20 protein-coding genes and 1 pseudogene are annotated in these 19950 nt (G+C 66.0%); 8 read left to right on the forward strand and 13 right to left on the reverse strand.

The genetic code is table 11. The features are described from left to right. The first annotated feature begins 58 nt into the window (after window positions 1–58). On the forward strand, window positions 59–976 hold the full coding sequence (locus ACV22Z_RS01650) for a LysR family transcriptional regulator (RefSeq protein ID WP_448074575.1): 918 nt from the start codon (window positions 59–61) through the stop codon (window positions 974–976). A 96-nt stretch (window positions 977–1072) separates the two neighbouring features. Here ACV22Z_RS01650 and ACV22Z_RS01655 read toward each other — a convergent pair whose 3' ends face one another. Beyond that, entirely contained in the window at window positions 1073–1510 is a 438-nt protein-coding gene (locus ACV22Z_RS01655; protein WP_448074576.1) for a MarR family transcriptional regulator, read from the reverse strand. Between the two features lie 109 nt (window positions 1511–1619). On the opposite strand from ACV22Z_RS01655, the gene surE reads away from it, so the two are divergent. Continuing rightward, window positions 1620–2399 carry a 5'/3'-nucleotidase SurE gene (gene surE, locus ACV22Z_RS01660; protein ID WP_448074577.1) on the forward strand — a complete coding sequence of 260 codons (780 nt, stop codon included), beginning with the start codon at window positions 1620–1622 and terminating at the stop codon, window positions 2397–2399. A gap of 146 nt (window positions 2400–2545) precedes the next feature. Here surE and ACV22Z_RS01665 read toward each other — a convergent pair. Beyond that, a pseudogene (locus ACV22Z_RS01665) lies at window positions 2546–2806 on the reverse strand (TolC family protein); the annotation flags it as partial. A 169-nt stretch (window positions 2807–2975) separates the two neighbouring features. After that, window positions 2976–3629 (reverse strand): TetR/AcrR family transcriptional regulator, encoded by a 654-nt coding sequence (locus tag ACV22Z_RS01670; RefSeq protein WP_448074578.1) that lies wholly within the window; start codon window positions 3627–3629, stop codon window positions 2976–2978. Window positions 3630–3782: 153 nt separating this feature from the next. Here ACV22Z_RS01670 and ACV22Z_RS01675 point away from each other — a divergent pair, with 153 nt between their 5' ends. From ACV22Z_RS01675 to ACV22Z_RS01690, 4 genes are all read left to right on the forward strand, one after another. Next, complete coding sequence (locus ACV22Z_RS01675; RefSeq protein WP_448074579.1) at window positions 3783–5075, forward strand: NAD(P)/FAD-dependent oxidoreductase; 1293 nt, start codon at window positions 3783–3785, stop codon at window positions 5073–5075. 46 nt (window positions 5076–5121) lie between these two features. Beyond that, entirely contained in the window at window positions 5122–5511 is a 390-nt protein-coding gene (locus ACV22Z_RS01680) for a DUF3331 domain-containing protein (RefSeq protein ID WP_448074580.1), read from the forward strand. A 228-nt stretch (window positions 5512–5739) separates the two neighbouring features. After that, entirely contained in the window at window positions 5740–6684 is a 945-nt protein-coding gene (locus tag ACV22Z_RS01685) for a metallophosphoesterase family protein (RefSeq protein WP_448074581.1), read from the forward strand. A gap of 16 nt (window positions 6685–6700) precedes the next feature. After that, window positions 6701–7042, forward strand: a complete 342-nt coding sequence (locus tag ACV22Z_RS01690) for a cupredoxin domain-containing protein (protein WP_448074582.1) — start codon at window positions 6701–6703, stop codon at window positions 7040–7042. Window positions 7043–7183: 141 nt separating this feature from the next. On the opposite strand, the gene ACV22Z_RS01695 is transcribed toward ACV22Z_RS01690, so the two are convergent. Together ACV22Z_RS01695 and ACV22Z_RS01700 are read right to left on the reverse strand one after the other, a co-directional pair. Next, window positions 7184–7969, reverse strand: coding sequence for an anti-sigma factor family protein (locus ACV22Z_RS01695; RefSeq protein WP_448074583.1), 786 nt, complete (start codon window positions 7967–7969; stop codon window positions 7184–7186). After that, window positions 7969–8505, reverse strand: coding sequence for a sigma-70 family RNA polymerase sigma factor (locus ACV22Z_RS01700; RefSeq protein ID WP_448074584.1), 537 nt, complete (start codon window positions 8503–8505; stop codon window positions 7969–7971). Before ACV22Z_RS01700 ends, ACV22Z_RS01695 begins: the two co-directional genes overlap by 1 nt. A 203-nt stretch (window positions 8506–8708) precedes the next feature. On the opposite strand from ACV22Z_RS01700, the gene ACV22Z_RS01705 reads away from it, so the two are divergent. Together ACV22Z_RS01705 and ACV22Z_RS01710 are read left to right on the forward strand one after the other, a co-directional pair. Then, window positions 8709–9053 (forward strand): DUF4148 domain-containing protein, encoded by a 345-nt coding sequence (locus ACV22Z_RS01705; RefSeq protein ID WP_448074585.1) that lies wholly within the window; start codon window positions 8709–8711, stop codon window positions 9051–9053. Between the two features lie 59 nt (window positions 9054–9112). Beyond that, window positions 9113–9394 carry a DUF4148 domain-containing protein gene (locus ACV22Z_RS01710; protein ID WP_448074586.1) on the forward strand — a complete coding sequence of 94 codons (282 nt, stop codon included), beginning with the start codon at window positions 9113–9115 and terminating at the stop codon, window positions 9392–9394. 261 nt (window positions 9395–9655) lie between these two features. Here ACV22Z_RS01710 and ACV22Z_RS01715 read toward each other — a convergent pair whose 3' ends face one another. The 8 genes from ACV22Z_RS01715 to ACV22Z_RS01750 form a co-directional block, all read right to left on the reverse strand. Then, the gene (locus tag ACV22Z_RS01715; protein ID WP_448074587.1) at window positions 9656–10945 is read right to left on the reverse strand and encodes an acyl-CoA dehydrogenase family protein; all 1290 of its coding nucleotides are present in this window, start codon (window positions 10943–10945) and stop codon (window positions 9656–9658) included. Window positions 10946–11114: 169 nt separating this feature from the next. Further along, complete coding sequence (locus ACV22Z_RS01720; RefSeq protein ID WP_448074588.1) at window positions 11115–11789, reverse strand: TetR/AcrR family transcriptional regulator; 675 nt, start codon at window positions 11787–11789, stop codon at window positions 11115–11117. A 227-nt stretch (window positions 11790–12016) separates the two neighbouring features. Next, the gene (locus tag ACV22Z_RS01725) at window positions 12017–13360 is read right to left on the reverse strand and encodes an NAD(P)/FAD-dependent oxidoreductase (protein ID WP_448074589.1); all 1344 of its coding nucleotides are present in this window, start codon (window positions 13358–13360) and stop codon (window positions 12017–12019) included. A gap of 69 nt (window positions 13361–13429) precedes the next feature. Then, window positions 13430–14671, reverse strand: a complete 1242-nt coding sequence (locus tag ACV22Z_RS01730; RefSeq protein ID WP_448074590.1) for a thiolase family protein — start codon at window positions 14669–14671, stop codon at window positions 13430–13432. 33 nt (window positions 14672–14704) lie between these two features. Then, the gene (locus ACV22Z_RS01735) at window positions 14705–16258 is read right to left on the reverse strand and encodes a class I adenylate-forming enzyme family protein (RefSeq protein WP_448074591.1); all 1554 of its coding nucleotides are present in this window, start codon (window positions 16256–16258) and stop codon (window positions 14705–14707) included. Between the two features lie 42 nt (window positions 16259–16300). After that, window positions 16301–17431, reverse strand: a complete 1131-nt coding sequence (locus tag ACV22Z_RS01740) for a saccharopine dehydrogenase family protein (RefSeq protein WP_448074592.1) — start codon at window positions 17429–17431, stop codon at window positions 16301–16303. Window positions 17432–17709: 278 nt separating this feature from the next. Further along, a complete protein-coding gene (locus ACV22Z_RS01745; protein WP_448074593.1) occupies window positions 17710–18387 on the reverse strand; it encodes a c-type cytochrome in 678 nt (225 codons plus the stop codon). Further along, entirely contained in the window at window positions 18388–19866 is a 1479-nt protein-coding gene (locus ACV22Z_RS01750) for a flavin monoamine oxidase family protein (protein ID WP_448074594.1), read from the reverse strand. Between the last annotated feature and the right edge of the window lie 84 nt (window positions 19867–19950).

Genomic DNA, 19950 nt, shown 5'->3' on the forward strand with positions numbered 1-19950 from the left:
TGCGTCGCCGCGAATCCGGGGCAGAATTTGCGGTCGACATCCTCCCGGCACTCCGACCATGCGCAATCGCATCAACGAAGAGATCACCTTCCGCAAGCTCGAGGTGCTCCTCGCCTTCATGGAAACGGGCAGCCTCGCGAAGGCCGCCGACGCGCTGAACGTCAGCACGGTCAGCGTGCACCGCGCGCTGCACACGCTCGAAGAAGGCATGCATTGCGCGCTGTTCCGCCACGAAGGGCGCAACCTGATTCCGACGGAAGCCGCGCAGGTGCTCGCCGAAGTCGCGGGCGAAGTGATCAAGACGATGACCGACGGCATTCGCGCGACGCGCGAGGCCGCCGGCTACGGCGCCGGGCAATTGAAGATCGGCTCGCTCTATTCGCTGACGATCCGCACCGTACCCGAAGTGGTGATCGCACTGAAGGAACGGCGGCCCGAGCTGCAGGCGGAACTCGTGCTCGGCTCGAACGCGGACCTGCTGGACAAGCTCAGGCAAGGTGCGATCGATGCGGCGCTGATGGCCGTGCCCGGGCAGGACGCCGAGATCGAATCGATCGCGCTGTTCGACGATGAAATGTTTTTCGCCGCGCCCGTCGGTTCGCCGTATGCGCAGCTCGACACGATCGATCTGGCCACATGCCGCGACGCGCCGTTCGTGTCGCTCAGCGAAGGCTTCGCGACTCACCAGGGTTTCGTCGAAGCGTTTCGCGCCGCCGACTTCACGCCGAACGTCATGATGCGTGTCGGCGACATCTTCTCGCTGATCAACCTGGTCGGCGGGGGCGTCGGCTATACGCTGCTGCCGGGCCGCGTGCGCGACCTGTTCGCGCACAAGATCGCGCTGGTGCCGCTTGCCGGACAGCCGATGCGGCAGACCATCGGCCTGAGCTTCCTGCATCGCCGCGAGCGCGACCCGAACCTGCTCGCGCTCGCGACCGTCTGCCGGATGACGGTCAAGGCCCGCCAGGCGACGTGACGGGCGGCGTCGCGCCGACGCCGGTTGCAGGCGATCGCGGGCGCCGTCGTGCGCATGGATTCAACGAGGGCGTGCCGCTCCCACTTGCAACAAAGATCACTGATCCTGCTCCGGCGGCTCGCTGTACGCGCTGAGCTTCTCCAGGATCGGACCGATGGCGACGAGCCGCTGGCGCTCGTCTTCGTTCAGGCATGCGCCGATCGCCCGCTCGAGCCATTCGTCGCGCCGCTGCCGGCTGAGCTGCAGGCTTTCCCTGCCCGCGGCAGAAAGCTGAACCCGGATCTTGCGCCGATCGATCGTGTCGCGCGTGCGCGTCACCAGGCCGTCCGCCTCCAGATCCCGCAACAACGCGGCCAGATTCGACGACCGCAGACTCTCGGCGGCACCAATTGCGGACGGCGTCGCTTCTGCGCCCAGCCGGTCGACCGCGCTCAGCACCAGCATTCGCGTCCAGGTATCAGGCGTGTTGCGCGCCTCCTGACGCAGGCGTCTGCCCAACCGGCTCAACCGCATGCGAAACAACGAGATGTCCACGTCGGCCTCGTATTTATCTACAAAAACATAGCTATGTGATGATAGCATCGTCATCACGTGTCGCAATGTTTGCCTCCCCTTTTTGTTCACCTTCGAGAGGATTCTTCCCATGCAAGGAACCAGCCCGATTTTCGACCGCATCCTGCTCACGAACGACGACGGGTTCGATGCGCCCGGCCTGCAGGTGCTCGAACAAGTCGCGATGACGCTGGCGCGCGAAGTCTGGATCGTCGCGCCCATGGAGGACCAGAGCGGCACCTCGCATTCGATCAGCCTGCACGAGCCGCTCAGGATTCATCGCAAAGCGGAAAGGCGTTTCGCGGTTCGCGGCACGCCGGGCGATTGCGTGGCCGTCGCCATCGGCCGCCTGATGGCGGACTACCCGCCCGAACTGGTGCTGTCAGGGGTGAATCGCGGCGCGAATCTCGGCACGGAGACGGTGTTTTCCGGCACCGTCGGCGCTGCGATGACCAGCATGCTCATTGGCGTTCCTGCGATCGCGCTGAGTCAGGCCTTCGTCGATCGCGACGCGGTGCCATGGAACACGGCCCTGGAGCACGCGCCCGATGTTATCCGCCGGCTCGTTGCGCAGGGCTGGGACAAGGACGCGTGCCTCAACGTGAATTTCCCTGCCATCCCGGCGAAAGATGTCGGGTCGCTCAAAGTGACCAGTCAGGGTGCCGGCTTGCTGCGGGGCGTCGAAGTGGTCTCGCTCACCGATCCGCGCAACGTCGACTATCACTGGCTGAAGTTGAGCCGCGGCCCGACGGACGACGCGCCCGACTCGGAGACGGTGGCGCTCGGTTCCGGCCATATCACCGTGACCCCGTTGAAGTTCGAACGAACGCACGAGGCGGCCCTCGCACGGTTGCGCGCCGACCTGGGTTGAGTCGCTGGGTCGAGTCGCTGGGTTGAGTCGCTGGGTTGAGTCGCTGGGTCGAGTCGCTGGGTCAAGTCGCTGGGTTGAGCCGGCTACGGCCGGCGGATTCCGGAACGTCGAGCACCTCGTTGTAGTCGATCGCCCCCCGCTGCGAAACGCACATGCGCGAGCTGGCCGGCCGCCTCCGCGTCGCTCGCCGCGATTCGCACGCGGCCGACGTCGAGGAACGACCAGTCGATGCCGAGCGCGATCAGGTTCGTGTCGCTGCCCGTGCGGAAGAACCCGTAGCTGCTCGTCGCGCTGCCGAGCAGCCCCGACAGCGTGAAGCGCGGGAACAGGTCGGCCGTCGCGACGCCGACCCGCGCCGTCGCCGCATGCAGCCGCGCCTCGGCGGCCGCGACGTCCGGACGCCGGCGCGGGCCGGGGGCGCGGCGGTGGCCGGGGGATCCGCCGCCGGTTTGACGATCGGGCGGGCGCGAACGATGCGGAATCCTGTTCATTGGAACGTACGCCGGGGGCATCTCCTGATGCTTCGGCGATCGACTGCCCGTGGCTGGCGGCCGATTCCTGCGCCGCCCGCCTCGCTCACCGCCCCAGCAGATTGATCGCCGTCGCGAGCACGGCTGCCTTGAACTGCTCCGGGCGCGCCGGCAGCGTCGTGAATTCGTGCATCACGTGACTGTAGGCCACCGTCGTGCCGATCGCGTTCTCGAGCATGAAGAACATCACGTCGGGATCCGTCATCGCGATCTCGCCGGCTTCGGCGGCATCGGTCAGCAACGGCACGATAGCCGCATGGTACGGGCGCACCAGCCGCTCCAGCAGCCGATTGAGCCGCTCGCCCTCTTCCGTCGTCGCAGTGGAAAAGAACATGCCGATGTCCGGCTCGGCGAACACCATGTCGATGCCCAGCTCCAGCGCGCGCTCGACGCGAGCACGGAGTGACAGCGACGACGTTCGCAATGCGCGCAGCGCGTCGAACAGCGGCGCCGCGAGCTCCGCGATCTGTTCGACGACCGCGCGCCACAGCGTCTCCTTGGTCCCGAAGTGGTGCGCGATGAGCGCAGCATCCACGCCCAGTTCGCGCGCGATCTCGCGCACGCTCGTCGCGTCGTAGCCACATTTCGCAAACATTTGGCGCGCCGCCCGCAAGATCACGTCCGGACCGACGGACGCGCCCGGCAGCGGCCGTCCGCGCGTGCGCCGCTTCGACGGCGACCGTTCAGAAACATCACCCACGTTGTCCCGCTCCCTTCCTGGATTTTCCTTTATTCACCTGCCTTGACCGCCCGTCCGACCCGAATTCCGGAACCTGCGGTCTCCCCCTTCGATTGACACGTCAAGCATCGAAACGCTAGGATCATACATTATTCATCACGTGATGATTTGTCCATGACCGAACCTGTACGCATTGTCATCGTCGGCGGCGGCATCGCCGGTTTGCAGCTCGCAACTCGCCTCGGCGAACGGCTCGGCCGCCCAGGCCGCGCCGAAATCACGCTGATCGACCGCAGCCCGACGCACGTGTGGAAGCCGATGCTGCACACGATCGCCGCCGGCACGCGGGACGTACAGCAGCAACAGGTGATCTTTCTCGCACACGCCCGCGAACATGGCTTCACGTTCGAGCCCGGCGACATGCAGGGGCTCGATCGCGTCCGCCGGCAAGTGCACGTCGGCGAAATCCGCTCGCAGGACGGCCAGCTGATCCTGGACGCGCGCTCGGTCGGCTACGACGTGCTCGTGCTCGCGCTCGGCAGCGAGGCGAACGATTTCGGCGTGCCCGGCGTGCGCGAGCATTGTTATTTCATCGACAGTCAGCGGCAGGCCGAAACGTTCAACGAGGCGCTGCGCATGCGCGTGTTTCGCAGCGTCGCCAACGACGAGCCGTTTCGCGTCGCGATCGTCGGCGCGGGCGCGACGGGCGTCGAGCTCGCCGCGGAACTGAGCCGTCTGCTGGAAATCGCGGAGGCATACGGCGACGTGTCGGTGCGCGACCGCCTGCAGCTCACGCTGCTCGAAAGCGGGCCGCGGATTCTCGCTGCGTTCCCGCCGAAGATTTCCGCGTCGGCCCAGCGGCGGCTCGAACACATCGGCTTTCGCGTGCTGACGTCGACACGCGTCACTGCCGCCGACGCACGCGGCTTTCATTACGGCGAAGGCGCGTTCGCGGAAGCCGACCTGATGGTCTGGGCGGCCGGCGTAAAAGCGCCCGATTTCATGAAGGACCTCGGCGGGCTCGATACGAACCGTGCGAACCAGGTCGTCGTCGGCCCCACGCTGCAGGCAGTCGGCGACGAACGCGTGTTCGCGATCGGCGACTGCGCAAGCCTGCTGCCGGACGGCCAGGAGCGGCCGCTGCCGCCAACCGCCCAGGTTGCCACGCAACAGGCGGCCTATCTCGCCGACCACCTGCCGTCATGGATCGACGGCCGTGCGATGCCGGCGTTCGCGTTCCGCGATTTCGGCGCACTCGTGTCGCTCAGCGACTACGACGCGTTCGGCACGCTCGGGCAGTTCGGCTTCTTTCGCGGCGGCTTCATCCGCGGGCGCTTCGCGCAATTCAGCCACCTGATGCTGTACCGCCGCCACCAGCATGCGCTGCACGGCTTCCCGAAGGCGACGATGCTGTGGGTCGCCGAGCGCATCAGCGGCTGCGTGCAACCGCGGATCCGGCTGTCGTAGCGCCACGTTGCTCCGCATCGCGTATCGATTCGAAAGGACAGACATCATGGATGACAGCGCAGCCCCCTGGCTTCGAACCGTCGCGGCGATCGGCAGCGTCGGCATGCCGCCGGTCGCGTCGGCGGCGGGCCGGCGACGCGGCACGACGCGCGACAAGCTGCCGGCATGGAACCCGTCGAGCCGGCCGACGATCGGCGTGCTCGAACGGCCGGCACCCGATAGCGTGATGATTTCATGGTGCGACGCGTGCACCGGGCGCTACGGCTACCAGAAATGGCGGCTGTTCGTCACGCGCCGCCGCGGCGAGTGCGTGCTGTCCGGACGACCGATCGAGATCGGCGACAGCGTCTATGCTCCGCAACTGCTCGGGTCGACGCCCGGGAATGCCGGCGCGATGATCCTGGCGGACTGCGTGGACGCGGCCGAGGCGGCCTGAGCGCGTCACACAAGCTTTGCGACGACATCGCCTCAAGCTTTCAAACGGCCGACACCGGCCACCCTCGCACCCGTCCGGGAATCCCTCGAGTATTCGCCGAGACTTGCGTTCGTTGAGTTCGCGCAGCGGGAATAAATCGACGACCTCATCGGTATATCCGTCTGAAGGCGCCGGTTTCTTCCCGGACGTGCCGGCCGTCCGCCGTTATCGATCGCTCGCGAGGCTCTCATGTCTTCACAGAATCCATCCAGTCCGTCTCGCCGGAGGGCCCTGCAGTGCATGGCTTTCGGCGGACTCGGGACACTCTTCACGCTGTCGGGCGGCGTCCTCGCGCCGTTCGACCTGGCGTTGGCGCAGGAAGGCAATGCGCCGCCGGCCAACCTCGGCAAGCCGTTGTTCCTGCAGATCAGCGACACGCACATCGGCTTCAACAAGGAAGCCAACCCCGACGTCGCCAGTACGCTCAAGCGGACGATCGACCTCGTCAACGGGATGCCTGCGAAGCCGGCGCTCGCGATTCATACCGGCGACATCACCCATCTGTCGAAACCGGCGGAATTCGATCTCGCGTCGCAGCTCCTGTCCGGACTGGCGATCCCCGAACTTCATACGGTTCCGGGCGAGCACGACGTCACCGACGGCAATGGCGCCGAGTATTTCAGCCGCTTCGGCAAGGCATCGGACAACCGCGGCTATTACAGCTTCGACCATGACGGCGTGCACTTCGTCGCGCTCGTCAACGTGATGCATTTCAAGCCGAACGGGCTCGGCAGCTTCGGCGCCGATCAGCTCGCGTGGCTCGAACAGGACCTCAAGGGCCGCTCGTCGAGCACGCCGATCGTCGTGTTCTCGCACATGCCGATGTGGACGATCTACGAGCCGTGGGGCTGGGGAACGGGTGACGCGCCGCAGGTGATCGACAACCTGAAGCGCTTCGGTTCGGTCACCGTGCTGAACGGGCACATCCATCAGATCGTGTCGAAAGTGGAAGGCAACATCACGTTCCACACCGCGCGTTCCACCGCGTTCCCGCAGCCCACCGCCGGAAACGGCCCCGGCCCGGTGCCGCTCACCGTGCCGCGCGACCAGCTCGCGAAGATGCTTGGGGTGACCACCGTCGAGTTCGCCGGCCGTCCGGTGGCGTCGGCGCTTCGTGACACGACGATCGCCTAGGCGCAAGGAGTGCATCGTGAACAACAGATCGCTATTCCGTTCCGTCATCGCCGTCGCGTTCTGCTTCGCCGCGTCAGCCGCCGCCATCCCGGCATTCGCGCAGAACACCGACGACACGCTCGTCACGATCAAGAATTTCATGTTTTCGCCGATGTCCACCACGATCAAGGCCGGCACGACGCTCACGTGGAAGAATCTCGACGCGGAGCCGCACACCATCGTCAACGACGCCGGCATCTTTCATTCGAAAGCGCTCGACCAGGACGAGACGTACTCATTCAAGTTCGACAAGCCGGGGGTCTACAAGGTGTTCTGCGGCATCCATCCGTTCATGAAGGAGACGATCACGGTTCAGTGACGCCTCCCTTCGCAGTCCGTACCGTCCGGCGACGCAATCCTCATCGGGATGCGTCGCCGGGCGGCGTTCGGCTGTATCGGGCGCCGCGCAACGATCACGGCGCGCGACGCGATGCTTTCTGTTCTGGTGCCCCTAGTACTTCTACGAACCGCCCCTCGTGCGCAGGCGCTCGACGAATCCCCCCAGTTCGTGGGCGTCCGCGTCCGTGACGACCCAGTAGTTCATGTGCGCGGCCGCCCAGTGCGCAAGGTGGTAGCCGTGCTGCGCATAGACCCGCGGCGGCTCTCCGGCATCGTCTGCCGGCCACACATACACGTTGATCGGATGCAGCTTGTAGCGATACACAAGCACCGCGACCGCGCGGCCGTTCATGTAGTCGAGCCGCCCGCCGACGAGCGGATAGCCGTCGCTCGCGAGATCGACCACCGGCGGCGCGAAATCGATCTTGCCGTCGAACCACGGCTTTACCGTGTGCCGATCGGTCGACACGACATCGATCAGGTGGCTCGCCTGAAGCGAACGCACATGGTTGTCGACGAGTTCCGATCTGAGTCTGACGTCGGCACTCGGCGCGGACAGGTAAAGCGCGCCGCTCCACGCGAGCACGAGCGCACTGACGGCCATTGCACCGGCCGGGGCCCAGACCGGCACGCCGATCGTGCCGCGCGGCGCCAGCCAACCCGCCATGCGCTGCAGGACAGTCTTGCGCGCGCGCAGATCGGACACGATCCGTGCGCGCAGCGCGTCAGGCGCGCGAAACCGGAGGTCGGACGCTTTCATCAGCGCGGCGACACGCCGCTGCATCTCGAACGCCTGCCGGCATGTGCCGCAGCTGGCCAGATGGCGCTCGAACGCAGCACTCTCGGTGAGACTCAGCTCGTTGTCGAGGTACGCCGACAGCACGTCGACTGCCTGTTGATGATCCATCATGCCTCCTGGCCCACGTTCGTCAGAATTGCGGCGAGCTGCTGGCGACCACGCCCGAGACGGGACATCACGGTCCCGATCGGCACGCCGACGACGCTTGCGATTTCCTTGTACGACAATCCCTCGATCTCCCTCAGCACGATGACCTCGCGGTGCTCGACGCTCAGGCGCCCGAGCGCCTTCGTCACGCGCTCGCGATCCTGATCGCGCATCAGCAGCGTCTCCGGGCTGCACGCGCCTTCGTCGCTGATGTCCGTCACACCCTCGTCGTCGTCGAGCGACAGCGACTCGGCCGTGTGCCGCCGGTTTTGCCGATACCACGTACAGAACACGTTGCGAACGATGCGCAGCAGCCATGCGCGCGCATCGTCGCCGTCGAACCGGTCGATGAACCGGAACGCCCGGATATACGCCTCCTGAACGATGTCCTGCGCATCGTGGTCGTTGCGGGCCAGCCATCGCGCGACGTTGTACGCGGAATTCATGTGAGGCAGCAGCAGTACCTCGAAGCGCCTGGCTGAAGATTGCTCGTCCATTCCGAACCCGGATCGTCACTTGATCGAAACTGCACCCGCACAAGTGATAACCGCCGGAACACGCTTTCTATTCCCGTTTTCCGCCCGTTTTCCGCCCGCATTCGCCGAATGCTCGCAGGACTCCGCACGAGCGGAATAAACGCACGTCACGCGAAGTTGAAACGGATGTAGCACCCATCGTTCGTTTTTAGAAGGAGCGTGACATGAGCAAGCATCTGATGATCGGTCTTTCCATTGCCGTCCTTTCCGCGACTGGATTCGCCACGCATGCGTCGGCGCAAGTCAGGACGCGCGCCGACGTCCGTCAGGAGTTGATCGATGCACAAAAACACGGGATGCAATTCGTGACCGATACGTCCTATCCCGATGTGAGTCCGCTGTTCCAGCAGCAGGCGGAGCGCATGGGCGACCAGCCCGACCAGAGCGGATCGGGCAACCAGGCGGCCGGTTCGTCGGATGCAGGCAGGCGTGAGGCCGAACCGGCGATGCAGAACACGGCGCCGTGCGTAGGCCCCGTGAGCTTTTGCACGCCGTATTTCGGCAGTTGACTCGGCGGATTGATTCGGCACCGTCGCGCCGACGCACGCACCGTTACAGGAGCATCATCATGAAATATCGCTTCGCATTTCTTATTTTTGTCGCGCTGCTCGCGAGTCGCGCAGCCATGGCCCAGTCGCCCGCGCCGCTCACCCGCGCGCAAGTGATGGAAGAACTGTATCGACTGGAAGCCGCCGGGTACAACCCTTCCGCTGGCGACGAGGGCGACTATCCCGCCGACATTCAGGCCGCAGAAGCCAAGGTTGCCGCGCAGCAGGCAGCGCAAGCGGCGGCGGCGGCCGCTGCGGCTGCCGCCCCGCAGTCGGGCATTTCCACGCAGACCCGCCAGTAGGCGCGGTACCCGAACGGCGCAGCGGCGACTGCCCGGTCACTTATGACGCGACGCGCGGACGTGCCGCCCCGGCTGTCCGCGCGCGTGCGCGCCGGATTCGAGTGCCCCATTGCACCGACGCAGTGCCGGACATCGATACGATCCCGCCATTTCAATCACCAAAGCACTCTGCCGCGGCATCGAACTTGACTCGCCGCCGCGAAACCGGCCGGGGACTCCGGATTCACGCCGCGCCGGAGCCCTGCCGCGGCTAGCGCGCGCTCAATCCCGCGCCCAGCCTTCCTGGTACAGCTTTCCTGCCAGCACGCCGAGACGCGACGTGAGGATGTAGTTCTCGCCGTCTTCGATCAATGCGGAACGCACGTCGCGGAAGAGCTTCTCGATCGGAAATTCGCGAGTGGTGCCGTTGCCGCCGAACAGCTGAAACGCCTCGTGCGTGATCTTCATCGCTTCTTCGGTCACGCTCACCTTGGCCTGCGCGGTCGCGTACGGGTGACTGCGCGGCGACATCCGCGAGAACGCGAGGCTGCGGCGCGCGATCGCGCGCGCCATCTCCAGCCGGCGCAGCATCTCGCCCACGCGCAGATGCGTCATCTGCTGGTCGATCAGCAGCGTGCCGCCCTGCTTGCGCTCGTGGCAATAGGCCAGCGCGAGTTCGAATGCGGCACGGGCCGCGCCGACGAACACCTGGCACATGTGCGTGCCGGCAGTCGACCAGGTCGACGCGAGGTTGCCGAGATAGTCGTCCTTCAACGCGATGGCAAAGCGCTTCGGCACCTTGACGTTGTCGAAATAGATCTCGCCTTGAGGCAGCGCGCGCTGGCCGATCTTGTCGAGCGGCTTGCCGCGCGAGATGCCCGGCAGGTCGAGCGGAACGATCATCCCGATGCCGTTCGTGAACGCCCCGTGCTCCCCGTCGCCATAGAATCCGTCGCCGTAGTCCGCCGCCATGTAGGCGAGCGCAACCTGTGCGACCGAGCCGTTCGACACCCACGCCGAACTCTGGCCGTTGATGACGATCTCGTCGGCGCCGACCTTTGCGGTGACATTGCCCGTCGGCTGCTTGCCGCCCGCGCTGAGTTCCTGCCGATACAGGATCGCGGCATCGGAGCCGCGGTCGGGCTGCGTGTTCATCCAGCAGCCGACCTTGCCCGCACACATGTCGATCAGTTCCTGGTTGCCGACCGACTGAGCCATCATCAGCGGCATCGTCGCGGCGCCGATCGACACAGCCAGGCCCGAATCGCCCCAGCCGAGCTCCTCGCCGATCAGCGATTCAATGCGCACCGCGACCTCCGGCGGAAACTGCGCGATCAGCTGCGGATCGAGCCCGAGCTTCGCGCTCTCGACAACGGCCGCCCAGTACGGAGAGCCGGGGGCAATCACGTCCTCCGGCGACATGCGGTCGAGTTCCCGGCCGATCGGGCGCAGCACGTCACGCGCAAAGCGATGGACGGTGCTCTGGATCGCACTTTCCTCCTCGCTCAATGGCGTCTCGAAACCGGTCAGCCCGACCGACGGCAACGCGGCAGATTTATGCAGACGAATCATTTCGGTTCTCCTCCTCTCCTGGAAGCATGCCGACCGGACAGCGGGTGCATCCGGTCATCCCACACATAGTAATACATACCAAACATAGGTCATGATGACAAACACATAAAGGAAAAAAAAGACAGGGTATTCCCCTGTCTGTTCCGGATGCCGCCGCGGTATTTCGCTGCTACTTGCTTCTGGCGTTCGGCGCCTTCCCGTACACGAGGTAATGCGCAGTTTCCATGAATCGCGCATCGAGCGCCTGCGTATGGCGCCCCGTGCCGAACTGAAGCGCGAGCCCGTCGGCCATCGCGATCAGCAGCGTGGCGACGTGCCGGCTGTCGGCCGCGCTGCACTCCGGATTGGCGGCACGCACGAGCTGCGCGAGCTCGCGCGTCAGCGTGTCGTACCAGTCGTCGAGCAACCGGCCGCACTCGGCATCGGCCGACGCGAACGATACGAAGTGCGACCACAGCGCGGTGCCCTTGGCATCCTTCGCGTCGCGGACCGCCCGCTCCATCAGCAGCTCGAGCGTGTCGCCGGGCGACGTGCTGCCGTCGACCGCGCGCTTCAGGTCGTCCAGGTACGCGTCGATGACGGGCTCGATGACCGCCCGCAATACGGCCAGCCGTGTCGGGAAGTAATACTGGAGGTTGCTGACGCTGATGCCCGCCGCCTGCGCGACCGCGCGCTGCGAGAAATCCAGCGGGCCGCCTTCGAGCAGCAGTTTTCTCGCCACGCGAACGATGGTGTTGCGTGTACGCAAGCCCTGGGCCCGCAAGCCGTCCGTACCGTTTGCTGCGGGTGCTGCGCTCGATGTGCGCCGTTTCCTGCTGCTGCGCTGCTCAATAGGCACTGTCATCGCTTTCCGTCATCAGTTGGGCGTTACGGCCTCGTCGAAGTAATCGCGCCCGCATTTCGCCGGGCGCAGATGACTATACCCGATGCCAGTCTCATTTTCCATCAACCGGCTTATGCGCGGCCGGTCCGTCCGGGCGCGGATTCCTCCTTTGCGACGAAGCGGGATCCGGTCCGCCGCAGGGTCCCGCTCGAGTGCGTCGATCGACGATGCCTTAGGTGTGCCCACCGTCATTCCGTTCGCACGGCGACCGCGCGCGCCTTGCGGTTCACGCGGTCGTCGAGCAGGTTCGCGATGCCCAGCAGCGAATTGATCGCACACCATCGCAACGGCTCGGGCAGTGTCGACGGCGTCTTGTGGCGCAGCGCCGAAAGCAGCGGGTGCTCGGCGCCACGAATCCGTTCCGCGAGCAGGTGGCCCATCAGCGACTGGGTGCCGACGCCGTGCCCCGAACACCCGGCGGTGTAGAGAATGTTCCGGTGGGTTCCGGTCTCGCCGACAACCGGCAGTGCGTCGCCCGCGAACGAGATATAGCCGCTCCAGCACGACCGGATCGCGAGCCCGCCCAACGTCGGGAAGCGGTCGCACAGCGCGTTCATCAGCGCTCGATACGCCGCGTCGTCCCGCACGTTCGGCGTCTGCGCGCCATACACGTAGTGCAGCCGCTTCGTCGTCAGCACGAGCGTGTTGCGCGCCGTCAGGCGATGGCTTTCCATCGTGAAGTGCGAGGTCACGATGCCTTCGCGCCGCGGCCAGCCGAGAGACGCCAGTTGCGCCGCGGACAGCGGTTCGGTCTCGATCGCCGACACGCGCAGCGGCATCACCTTGTCGTCGAGCAGTCCGAGCTGCGGCGTATACGCATTGGTGGCGAGCACGACGAACGGTGCGCGTGCGCAACCACGCCCGGTTTGCACGCTGACGACCGGCCCGTCCGCCCAGGACCGTACCGCCGTGCTCTCGTAGATCTTCACGCCCGCCCGGAGCGCCGCGCGCCGCAATCCCGTCACGTACTTGCCGGGGTCCAGCGTGCCGCCCGCCGGACTGTAGCAACCGAACAGGAACGCCGGCGGAATGCCGCGCGCGCGCATTGCGGCGTGGTCCAGGAACTGCGCGGGAGAGCCGAGCTCGACGCCGATCCGCATGCTCTCGCGCAGCTTCTCCTCGTGGGACAGATGCACGCCCGCGCGAATGATCCCCGACGCGGTGTAGTCGCAGTCGATGCCGTATTCGGCGAGCTTGCGCTCGACGTAGGCGACGCCCTCGTCGTAGAAGCCGACGATCTGTTTCGCCTGCTCGCGGCCCACGCGCTTGACGAACAGGTCGAATTCGAGCCCCTGGCCGCCAGCGAGATAGCCCGCGTTGCGCCCGCTTGCGCCGAAGCCCGCGAATTCGCGTTCGAGGATCACCACGTTCGCGCCGCGCGCCGCGAGTTCGAGCGCGGTAGACAAGCCGGCGAAGCCGGCGCCGACGACCACGACGTCCGCGTCGATGTCGCCGTCGAGCGGCGGTTGCGGATCATCCGGCTTTTCGATCCAGCCGCCCAGAGAGCGGTACTTTTCCAGCGCTGCATTCATTTTGAATTCCTCCGCCCAGCGGGCAAGGGTCCTGCTTCACGTCCGGCCCCTCGACCATGCTGGCCTCCGTCAGTCCTTGCTCAGGATATGGATCGCAAGCGCCGCCTCTTCGACGCCCTGCAATCCGCCGCCGTTCTCCTGGATCGCATGACGTGCGCGGGGCACCTGCCGCGCGCCGGCCTCCCCGCGCAGCTGCGTCACCAGTTCGTATAGCTGACCGATGCCCGTCGCGCCGAGCGGGTGCCCCTTGGATTCGAGGCCGCCGGACGTGTTGATCGGGATGCGCCCGCCGAGCGTGAACTCGCCGCGCTCCGCAGCCGGGCCGCCCTGGCCGTGCGGCACCAGCCCGAGGTTTTCGGCCTGGATGATCTCGCCCATCGCCGACGCATCGTGCACCTCGGCGACGTCCATGTCCTTCGGCTCCAGTGAAGCCTGTTCGTAAGCCTGCCGCGCGGCCAGGCGGCTGATGTTCTTCTCCGGCTCGTCGATGCGCCGATGCGTGAAGCTGCGGACCACGCTCGCCGCGATCCGGATGCAGCGGCTGCGATCGGCGCCGATGCGCCGCAGTCCTTCGTCGGTGCAAAGGATCGCGGCGGCCGCACCGTCCGTCACGGGCGCGCACATCGGCAGCGTGATCGGATAGGTGATCGGCGGCGCGGCGAGCACTTCGTCGATCGTGAAAGCCTTGCGGAACTGCGAATGCGGGTTGTATACCGAATGCAGATGGTTCTTCGACGATACTGCGGCGATCTGGCGCTGCGTGGTGCCGTACGTCTTCATGTGATATCGGCACATCGCCGCATAGATCGCCATGAACCGGCTGTACGGCCTGTCGGATTCCGATCCGGGAGGCGGCTCGATGCCTTCGCCCATCTTCGCGAGCGTCGCGAAGTTCTCGTCGACGCGGGACACGTCCCATCCCGACTCGAACAACGCGAGCGATCTCGCCTTGTCCTCGACGTTCATCTTTTCCGCGCCGAGCGCCAGCGCGACGTCGCCGGCACCCGCCCGGAGATGCTGGATCGCCAGATGCACGGCCGTGCTGCCGGACGCGCACGCGTTCTCGACGTTGAACACCGGAATGCCGTCGATCCCGATCTTGCTGAACACGACCTGCCCCGGGATCGACAACTGGCCCTGAAGCTGTCCGTTGGTGATGCCTGCGTAGAACGCCGCGCCGATCGCGTCGGCGCCGCAGCCGGCATCCTGCAACGCGCCGCGCAGCGCTTCGCCCGCGAGATCGTCGAGGCTGCGCTCGACGTGCCGGCCGAACACCGTCATGGCGATGCCGGCGATATAGATGTTGCTCATGGTGTGTCGTTCGTAGGTAACGGGTAACGGGACTCAGATCCTGCGTTGCTGACCCTGCCAGTACTGCTCGCGCAGGTCCTTCTTCAACACCTTGCCGACCGTGCTGCGCGGCAGCGCGGCGACGAAGTCCACGCTCTTCGGCGTCTTGACCGAGCCGAGCTTCTCCTTGCACAGCGCGACAAGTTCGTCGGCGCTCACGCTCTGGCCGGCATTGAGCTCGACGACCGCCTTCACCGCCTCGCCCCACTTGTCGTCGGGCACGCCGATCACCGCGCAGTCCTGAACCGCCGGGTGCGCCCAGATCACCTGCTCGACCTCGCTCGGGTACACGTTGAAGCCGCCGCTGATGATCATGTCCTTCTTGCGGTCGGTGATGTGCAGATAGCCTTCGGCATCGAGATGGCCGATGTCGCCGGTATGCAGCCAGCCGTCGACGATCGTGTCGGCAGTCTTGTCCGGCGCGTTGTAATAGCCCTTCATCACGAGGTCGCCACGCACGCAGATTTCACCGGTCTCACCCTGCGGCAACACGTCGCCGCGGTCGTTCAGGATCTCGACACGAATCAGCGGATTCGGACGGCCGACCGACGACAGCCGCTCGTCGGACGCCAGCTTGCCGCCGACGAAATGCTCCGCCGGCGTCAGGTTGGCGATCGACGCCGGCGCTTCCGTCTGCCCGTAGCCGCCGGCCATCACCGGGCCGAATACCTCGATTGCGCGCTTGAGCTTTTCCACCGACATCGGCGCGGCGCCGTACAGGAAATACTTGAGCGACGAGAAATCCTGCTTCTCGATGCCGGGGATGTCGAGCAGCCGGTAGATGACCGTCGGCGGCAGGAACAACTCGGTGACCCGGTGCGTCGCGATCGCGCGGAGCAGCAGCGCGGGATCGGGCTTCGGCAGCACGACCACCGTGCCGCCACGCGCGGTGCACGGCAGCGACATCATCCCCGCGGTATGCGTCATCGGCGCGGCGGCAAGGTTCACCGGGCGCTGCGCGCCGTACGGGCACGCCATCATGAATTGCGCGAAGTACGTCTGGAACGAGCGGTGCGTGTTCATCACGCCTTTCGGCAAACCGGTCGTCCCGCCCGTCGCCGAAAGCGTCACGACGTCGTCCATGTCGCAAGCGACACGCGGGATCGTCGAAGGCTGGCCCGCGCTCCAGGTCGCCAGCGACGGCGCCCACGGCAGGTCGGCGTCGATGCACACCCACAGCTTCACCTTCGGCAGGCTGGCGCGCAGTGCGTCGATCGCGGGCGCGAACGCTTGCTGGAAGAACAGCGCCTCGCAGTCGAACGCATCGAGCACGTACTGGTTCTCGGCGGGTGTGCTGCGCCCGTTGATCGGGATGTATGCCAACCCGGCACGCCATAGCCCCAGCGCGCAGCCCCAGCCCGTGACGTCGTTGTCCGACCAGACGGCGGCCTTCGCTTCCTTTGCGAATCCCCCGGCCAGCAACGCGTTGGCGACGCGGCAGGACAGCTCGCCGATCTCCTGGAACGAGAAGCTGCGCTCGTCCTGGATATAGGCAGCGCCATGCGGGTTGATGCGCCACCCGCGGTCGAAGAAATCAATGATTGCCATGTGTCGTTGTCCTTTGAGTCTGTACCGGATCGGCGACGTGCATCACAGCTGAGTCACGGTCGCGCGCGCGAGCCCGCGCTGCTCGAGGAACCCGAGCAGGTAGCGATGTCCGAATGCCTTCGATCCGGATGCGAAGCCGACCTTCGCGGTTTCGCCGTCGAGGAGCTTGATCGCGCCGGCCGCATGGATGGCGCCGGTCGAGATGTACGGCGTGATCCCGTGCACGGTCGCGCGCACCGACGCGAGCTGGCCGCGGCCGATCGCGAAATCGACGCTGCGCTGGATCGTCGTGCGTTCGCGCGGCGGCATCGTCGGCGTGGTCGAATCGACGACTTGCTTCAGGATCGCGTCCTGGTGCTCGCGCGGCAGGTGCTTGTATTCGGCTTCCCATTTCTGCCCGAACTGGTGCACGAGCTGCATCACGTTGTTGTCGTAGAAGCCCACGCACGAGATGCAGCTGCGCACGCGCGGATCGCGCTCGAAGTAGACGGGCAGCGACGTGCCGCCCCACGGCAGGCAGAACACCGGCTGCATGAACTCGGGCGCGGCGACGGTGAACGACGCATCCGGCGCGTGCGGAGTGAGCTTCTTCTCCCACAGGTAGCAGGATTCGTGGCGGGAGCCGTCGAAGATCGTCGCCGTCGAGCCCACGCTCACTCCCGCCGCACCGCGCGGGCCGCGCGTCAGCGTCGCGGTTTCCAGCGCATCGACGCCGGGCGTCTCGAGCGCCAGCTCGGCGGCGATTTCGGCGAACGTGTACATGTACGCATTCGACGACGACACCAGCAGACCGGCCTGCCGATACAGTTCGCCGAACTGGTCGCGCACGTTGCGGATGTAGGACTGCTCGCCGGTGGTGTCGAGATAATGGCAGCCGGCCTTGAGCGCCGCTTCGACGGCGACGAGCCCGAAATTGGAGAACGGTCCGACGGTGTTGCACACCACCTTCGCGCCACGGAATGCCTCGACGAGCGAATCGACGTCGTGTTCCGCTTCGATGATTTCGTAGTCTGCCGATTCGAGGCGCACGACGCGCTGCGCCATCATGTCCTTCGCGCGGCCAGCGTTGCGCGCGACGGCCGTGAACGGAATGTTCTGGTCGATCAGCCAATCCATGATCAACATGCCGGTGTAGCCGCTTGCGCCATAGACGACGACGGGGTGCTTAGCCATGGTGTGTCTCCTGAAACTCGAGTGGTTGCAAATCGGGTCATCAAACATGAGTCGATGTCGGCATCGCGTCGCACGCCGGTCGGCCCGTGCCGACCGGATGCGCTTCGCGAACCTGAACAACGTCGTCAAATTCACTTGCGACAGGTGTGCCTTCCGGCTCACGTCATTTACTAGAACACATTACAAAACATAGGTCATAGTGACAAAAATAGAAGCGAAGAAAAAGACAGGGTATTCCCTGTTCTGCGACGTCTCCGCGACCGCCTTCCAACTGCCCTCTAACCGCCGTTATCCGTGCGCCCGGGCGAGACACTGGCGAGGTAGTGGGCCGCTGCCCGGACATCGTCGTCCGACAGCGTGGCGGCCATGGCATTCATCGCGCCGGTCGGGTCATGGCGCTCGCCGGTCTTGAACGCGGCAAGCTGGTTCGCCAGATAGGCCTCGCCCTGGCCCGCGAGACGCGGCACCTGATCCTTGCCCAGCAGCGTCTCGCCGTGGCAGGCCTGGCAGCTGCGCGCCTTGATCACCGCCATTCCGCGTTTTGCGAGCGCAGCGTCGACGGCGACGTCCTCGTTCCGGGTCGGCGTCTGCTGCGCGAAATAGGCGGCCAACCCGTTGATCTGCCCGTCGTCGAGGTCCCGGGCAAGCGGCCCCATGTACGGGTTGTGGCGCTGCTCCGACGCGAACGCGCGCAATTGCGCCGCGAGATAGGGTTCAGGCTGGCCGGAAAGCGCCGGGTACCATGAATTGAGCGACTGGCCGCGCGCACCGTGACAGAAGAAGCAGGTCTCCTGCGGCTGCGGCCACGGGCCGGCATTCGCGTTGCCTGCCGCGCCGATCCGGCTCATCGCCCTCTCGAAACGCATGCCGTCCAGGATGTCCTGCCCGTAGAGCACGCCTGCGCCGGCCAATCCCGCGATCGCCGCGACAGCACCGATGATCATTGCGCGCCTCATTCACCCCTCCACGCTGCGTTGTGCCAGATTGCCCAGCGCCTGTAACGAGGCCCGGTGCCCCGAGCGCACGGCGCCGTCCATCGAGCCGGCCCAGATGTCGGCGGTCTCGGTTCCCGACCAGATCAGCCGGCCCACCTCGGGCTGCAAGAACTTGCCCCATTTCGTCCAGAAACCAGCCGGCAACGGATGGATGCACTGCAGCGTCCACGGATCGACGCGGCCCCAGTCGAAGTCGTGGAACTGCTTCGGATGCAGCGCCTTGTCGCCGAACGCCTTCGCGTAGGTGGCCGATAGCGTCCGCTCGGCTGCCCTGGGCTCGGCGGGCAGCGCGCCCGGCGCGACGAACGCGCTCAGCACGCCGACCGAACCGTCCGGCGGCGAGTTGTCATACGCGAGGAACACGGGGCCGCCGACCTGGAAAATCTGGCCGCAGTAGCCGTCATCACGCCAGAACGGCCGCTCATAGACGTGCACCGTCTTGCGCATCGGCGCATTCGCGGGCCAGCGCCGCTGCAGCTGCGCGCGCCCTTCGGGCAGCGGCGGGTCGAAGACGATCTGGTTGCACAGGGCCGGATTCAGCGCGAGGATCACGCGGCGCGCACGCACGACACCGCAATCGGTCCGCAGCTCGACGACGTCGCGATCCCATCCGGAAATCTTGCGTACCGGGCAGGACCGGCGCACCTTGTCGCCTAGCTGCTTTGCCATCCTGATCGACAGGATTTGCGAGCCGCCGACGAAGCGCGTTTCCTGCGCGCCGCCCTTGATCGACTCGAGCTGGTCGTATCGGCAGCCGGCGCTGTTGATCACCGACAGGTAATGCAGCAGACCGAGCTGCGCCGGCGCCCCGCCGAGCGACAGCTTCGCGGCCAGGCCGAGAAAATACCCGTCCTCGTATTTCACGCCCTGCTGCGCCAGCCATTCGCCGTACGTGAGCTTGTCGAGTTCCGCCGCCCGTTGCGCTTTCCACGGTGCGGCGGACGGTACGCCGCGCGCCAGTTCGCCGAGCTTCGCGCCGATCGCTTCGTCGCCACCGGTGCCGCCGTGAAGATCCTGGGCGACCCGGCTGTCCCCCGCCAGAATGATGGTCCTCCCGGTGTACCAGGTCGGGAAGGTATCGACCTCGAGCTCGCGCGCGAGGTCGGCGATGGCGGTCTGGCCGGGGCCGATCCACTGGCCGCCTGCTTCCGACACGACGCCATGCCCAAGATCGTGGTTGTACGTACGCCCGCCGACACGGTTGCGCGCCTCCAGCACGACGAACGAATCGCAGCCGGCTCGGCTCAGGTCGCGCGCGGCGGTCAGTCCCGCCAAGCCGGCCCCGATGATCGCGACATCCAGCACGTCGCGGTCCGCGGTTGCCGTGACGGCCCCCTCCGCCAGCGAGACCTCTCCCGCGGCCAGCGACACGGCACCCACCGCCGCGAGGCGAAGGAGCTGACGCCGGGTCGGTGCATCCGGTTTGAGTTTCCGATCCATCTTTGCCACTCCAGTAACTTTCTTCGGTTCTTCTCTTTCTCTTCACTTTTCAGGATGATTGAATGATCGTCGCAGAAACGACCG

It is taken from the genome of Burkholderia sp. PU8-34, from assembly GCF_053427725.1.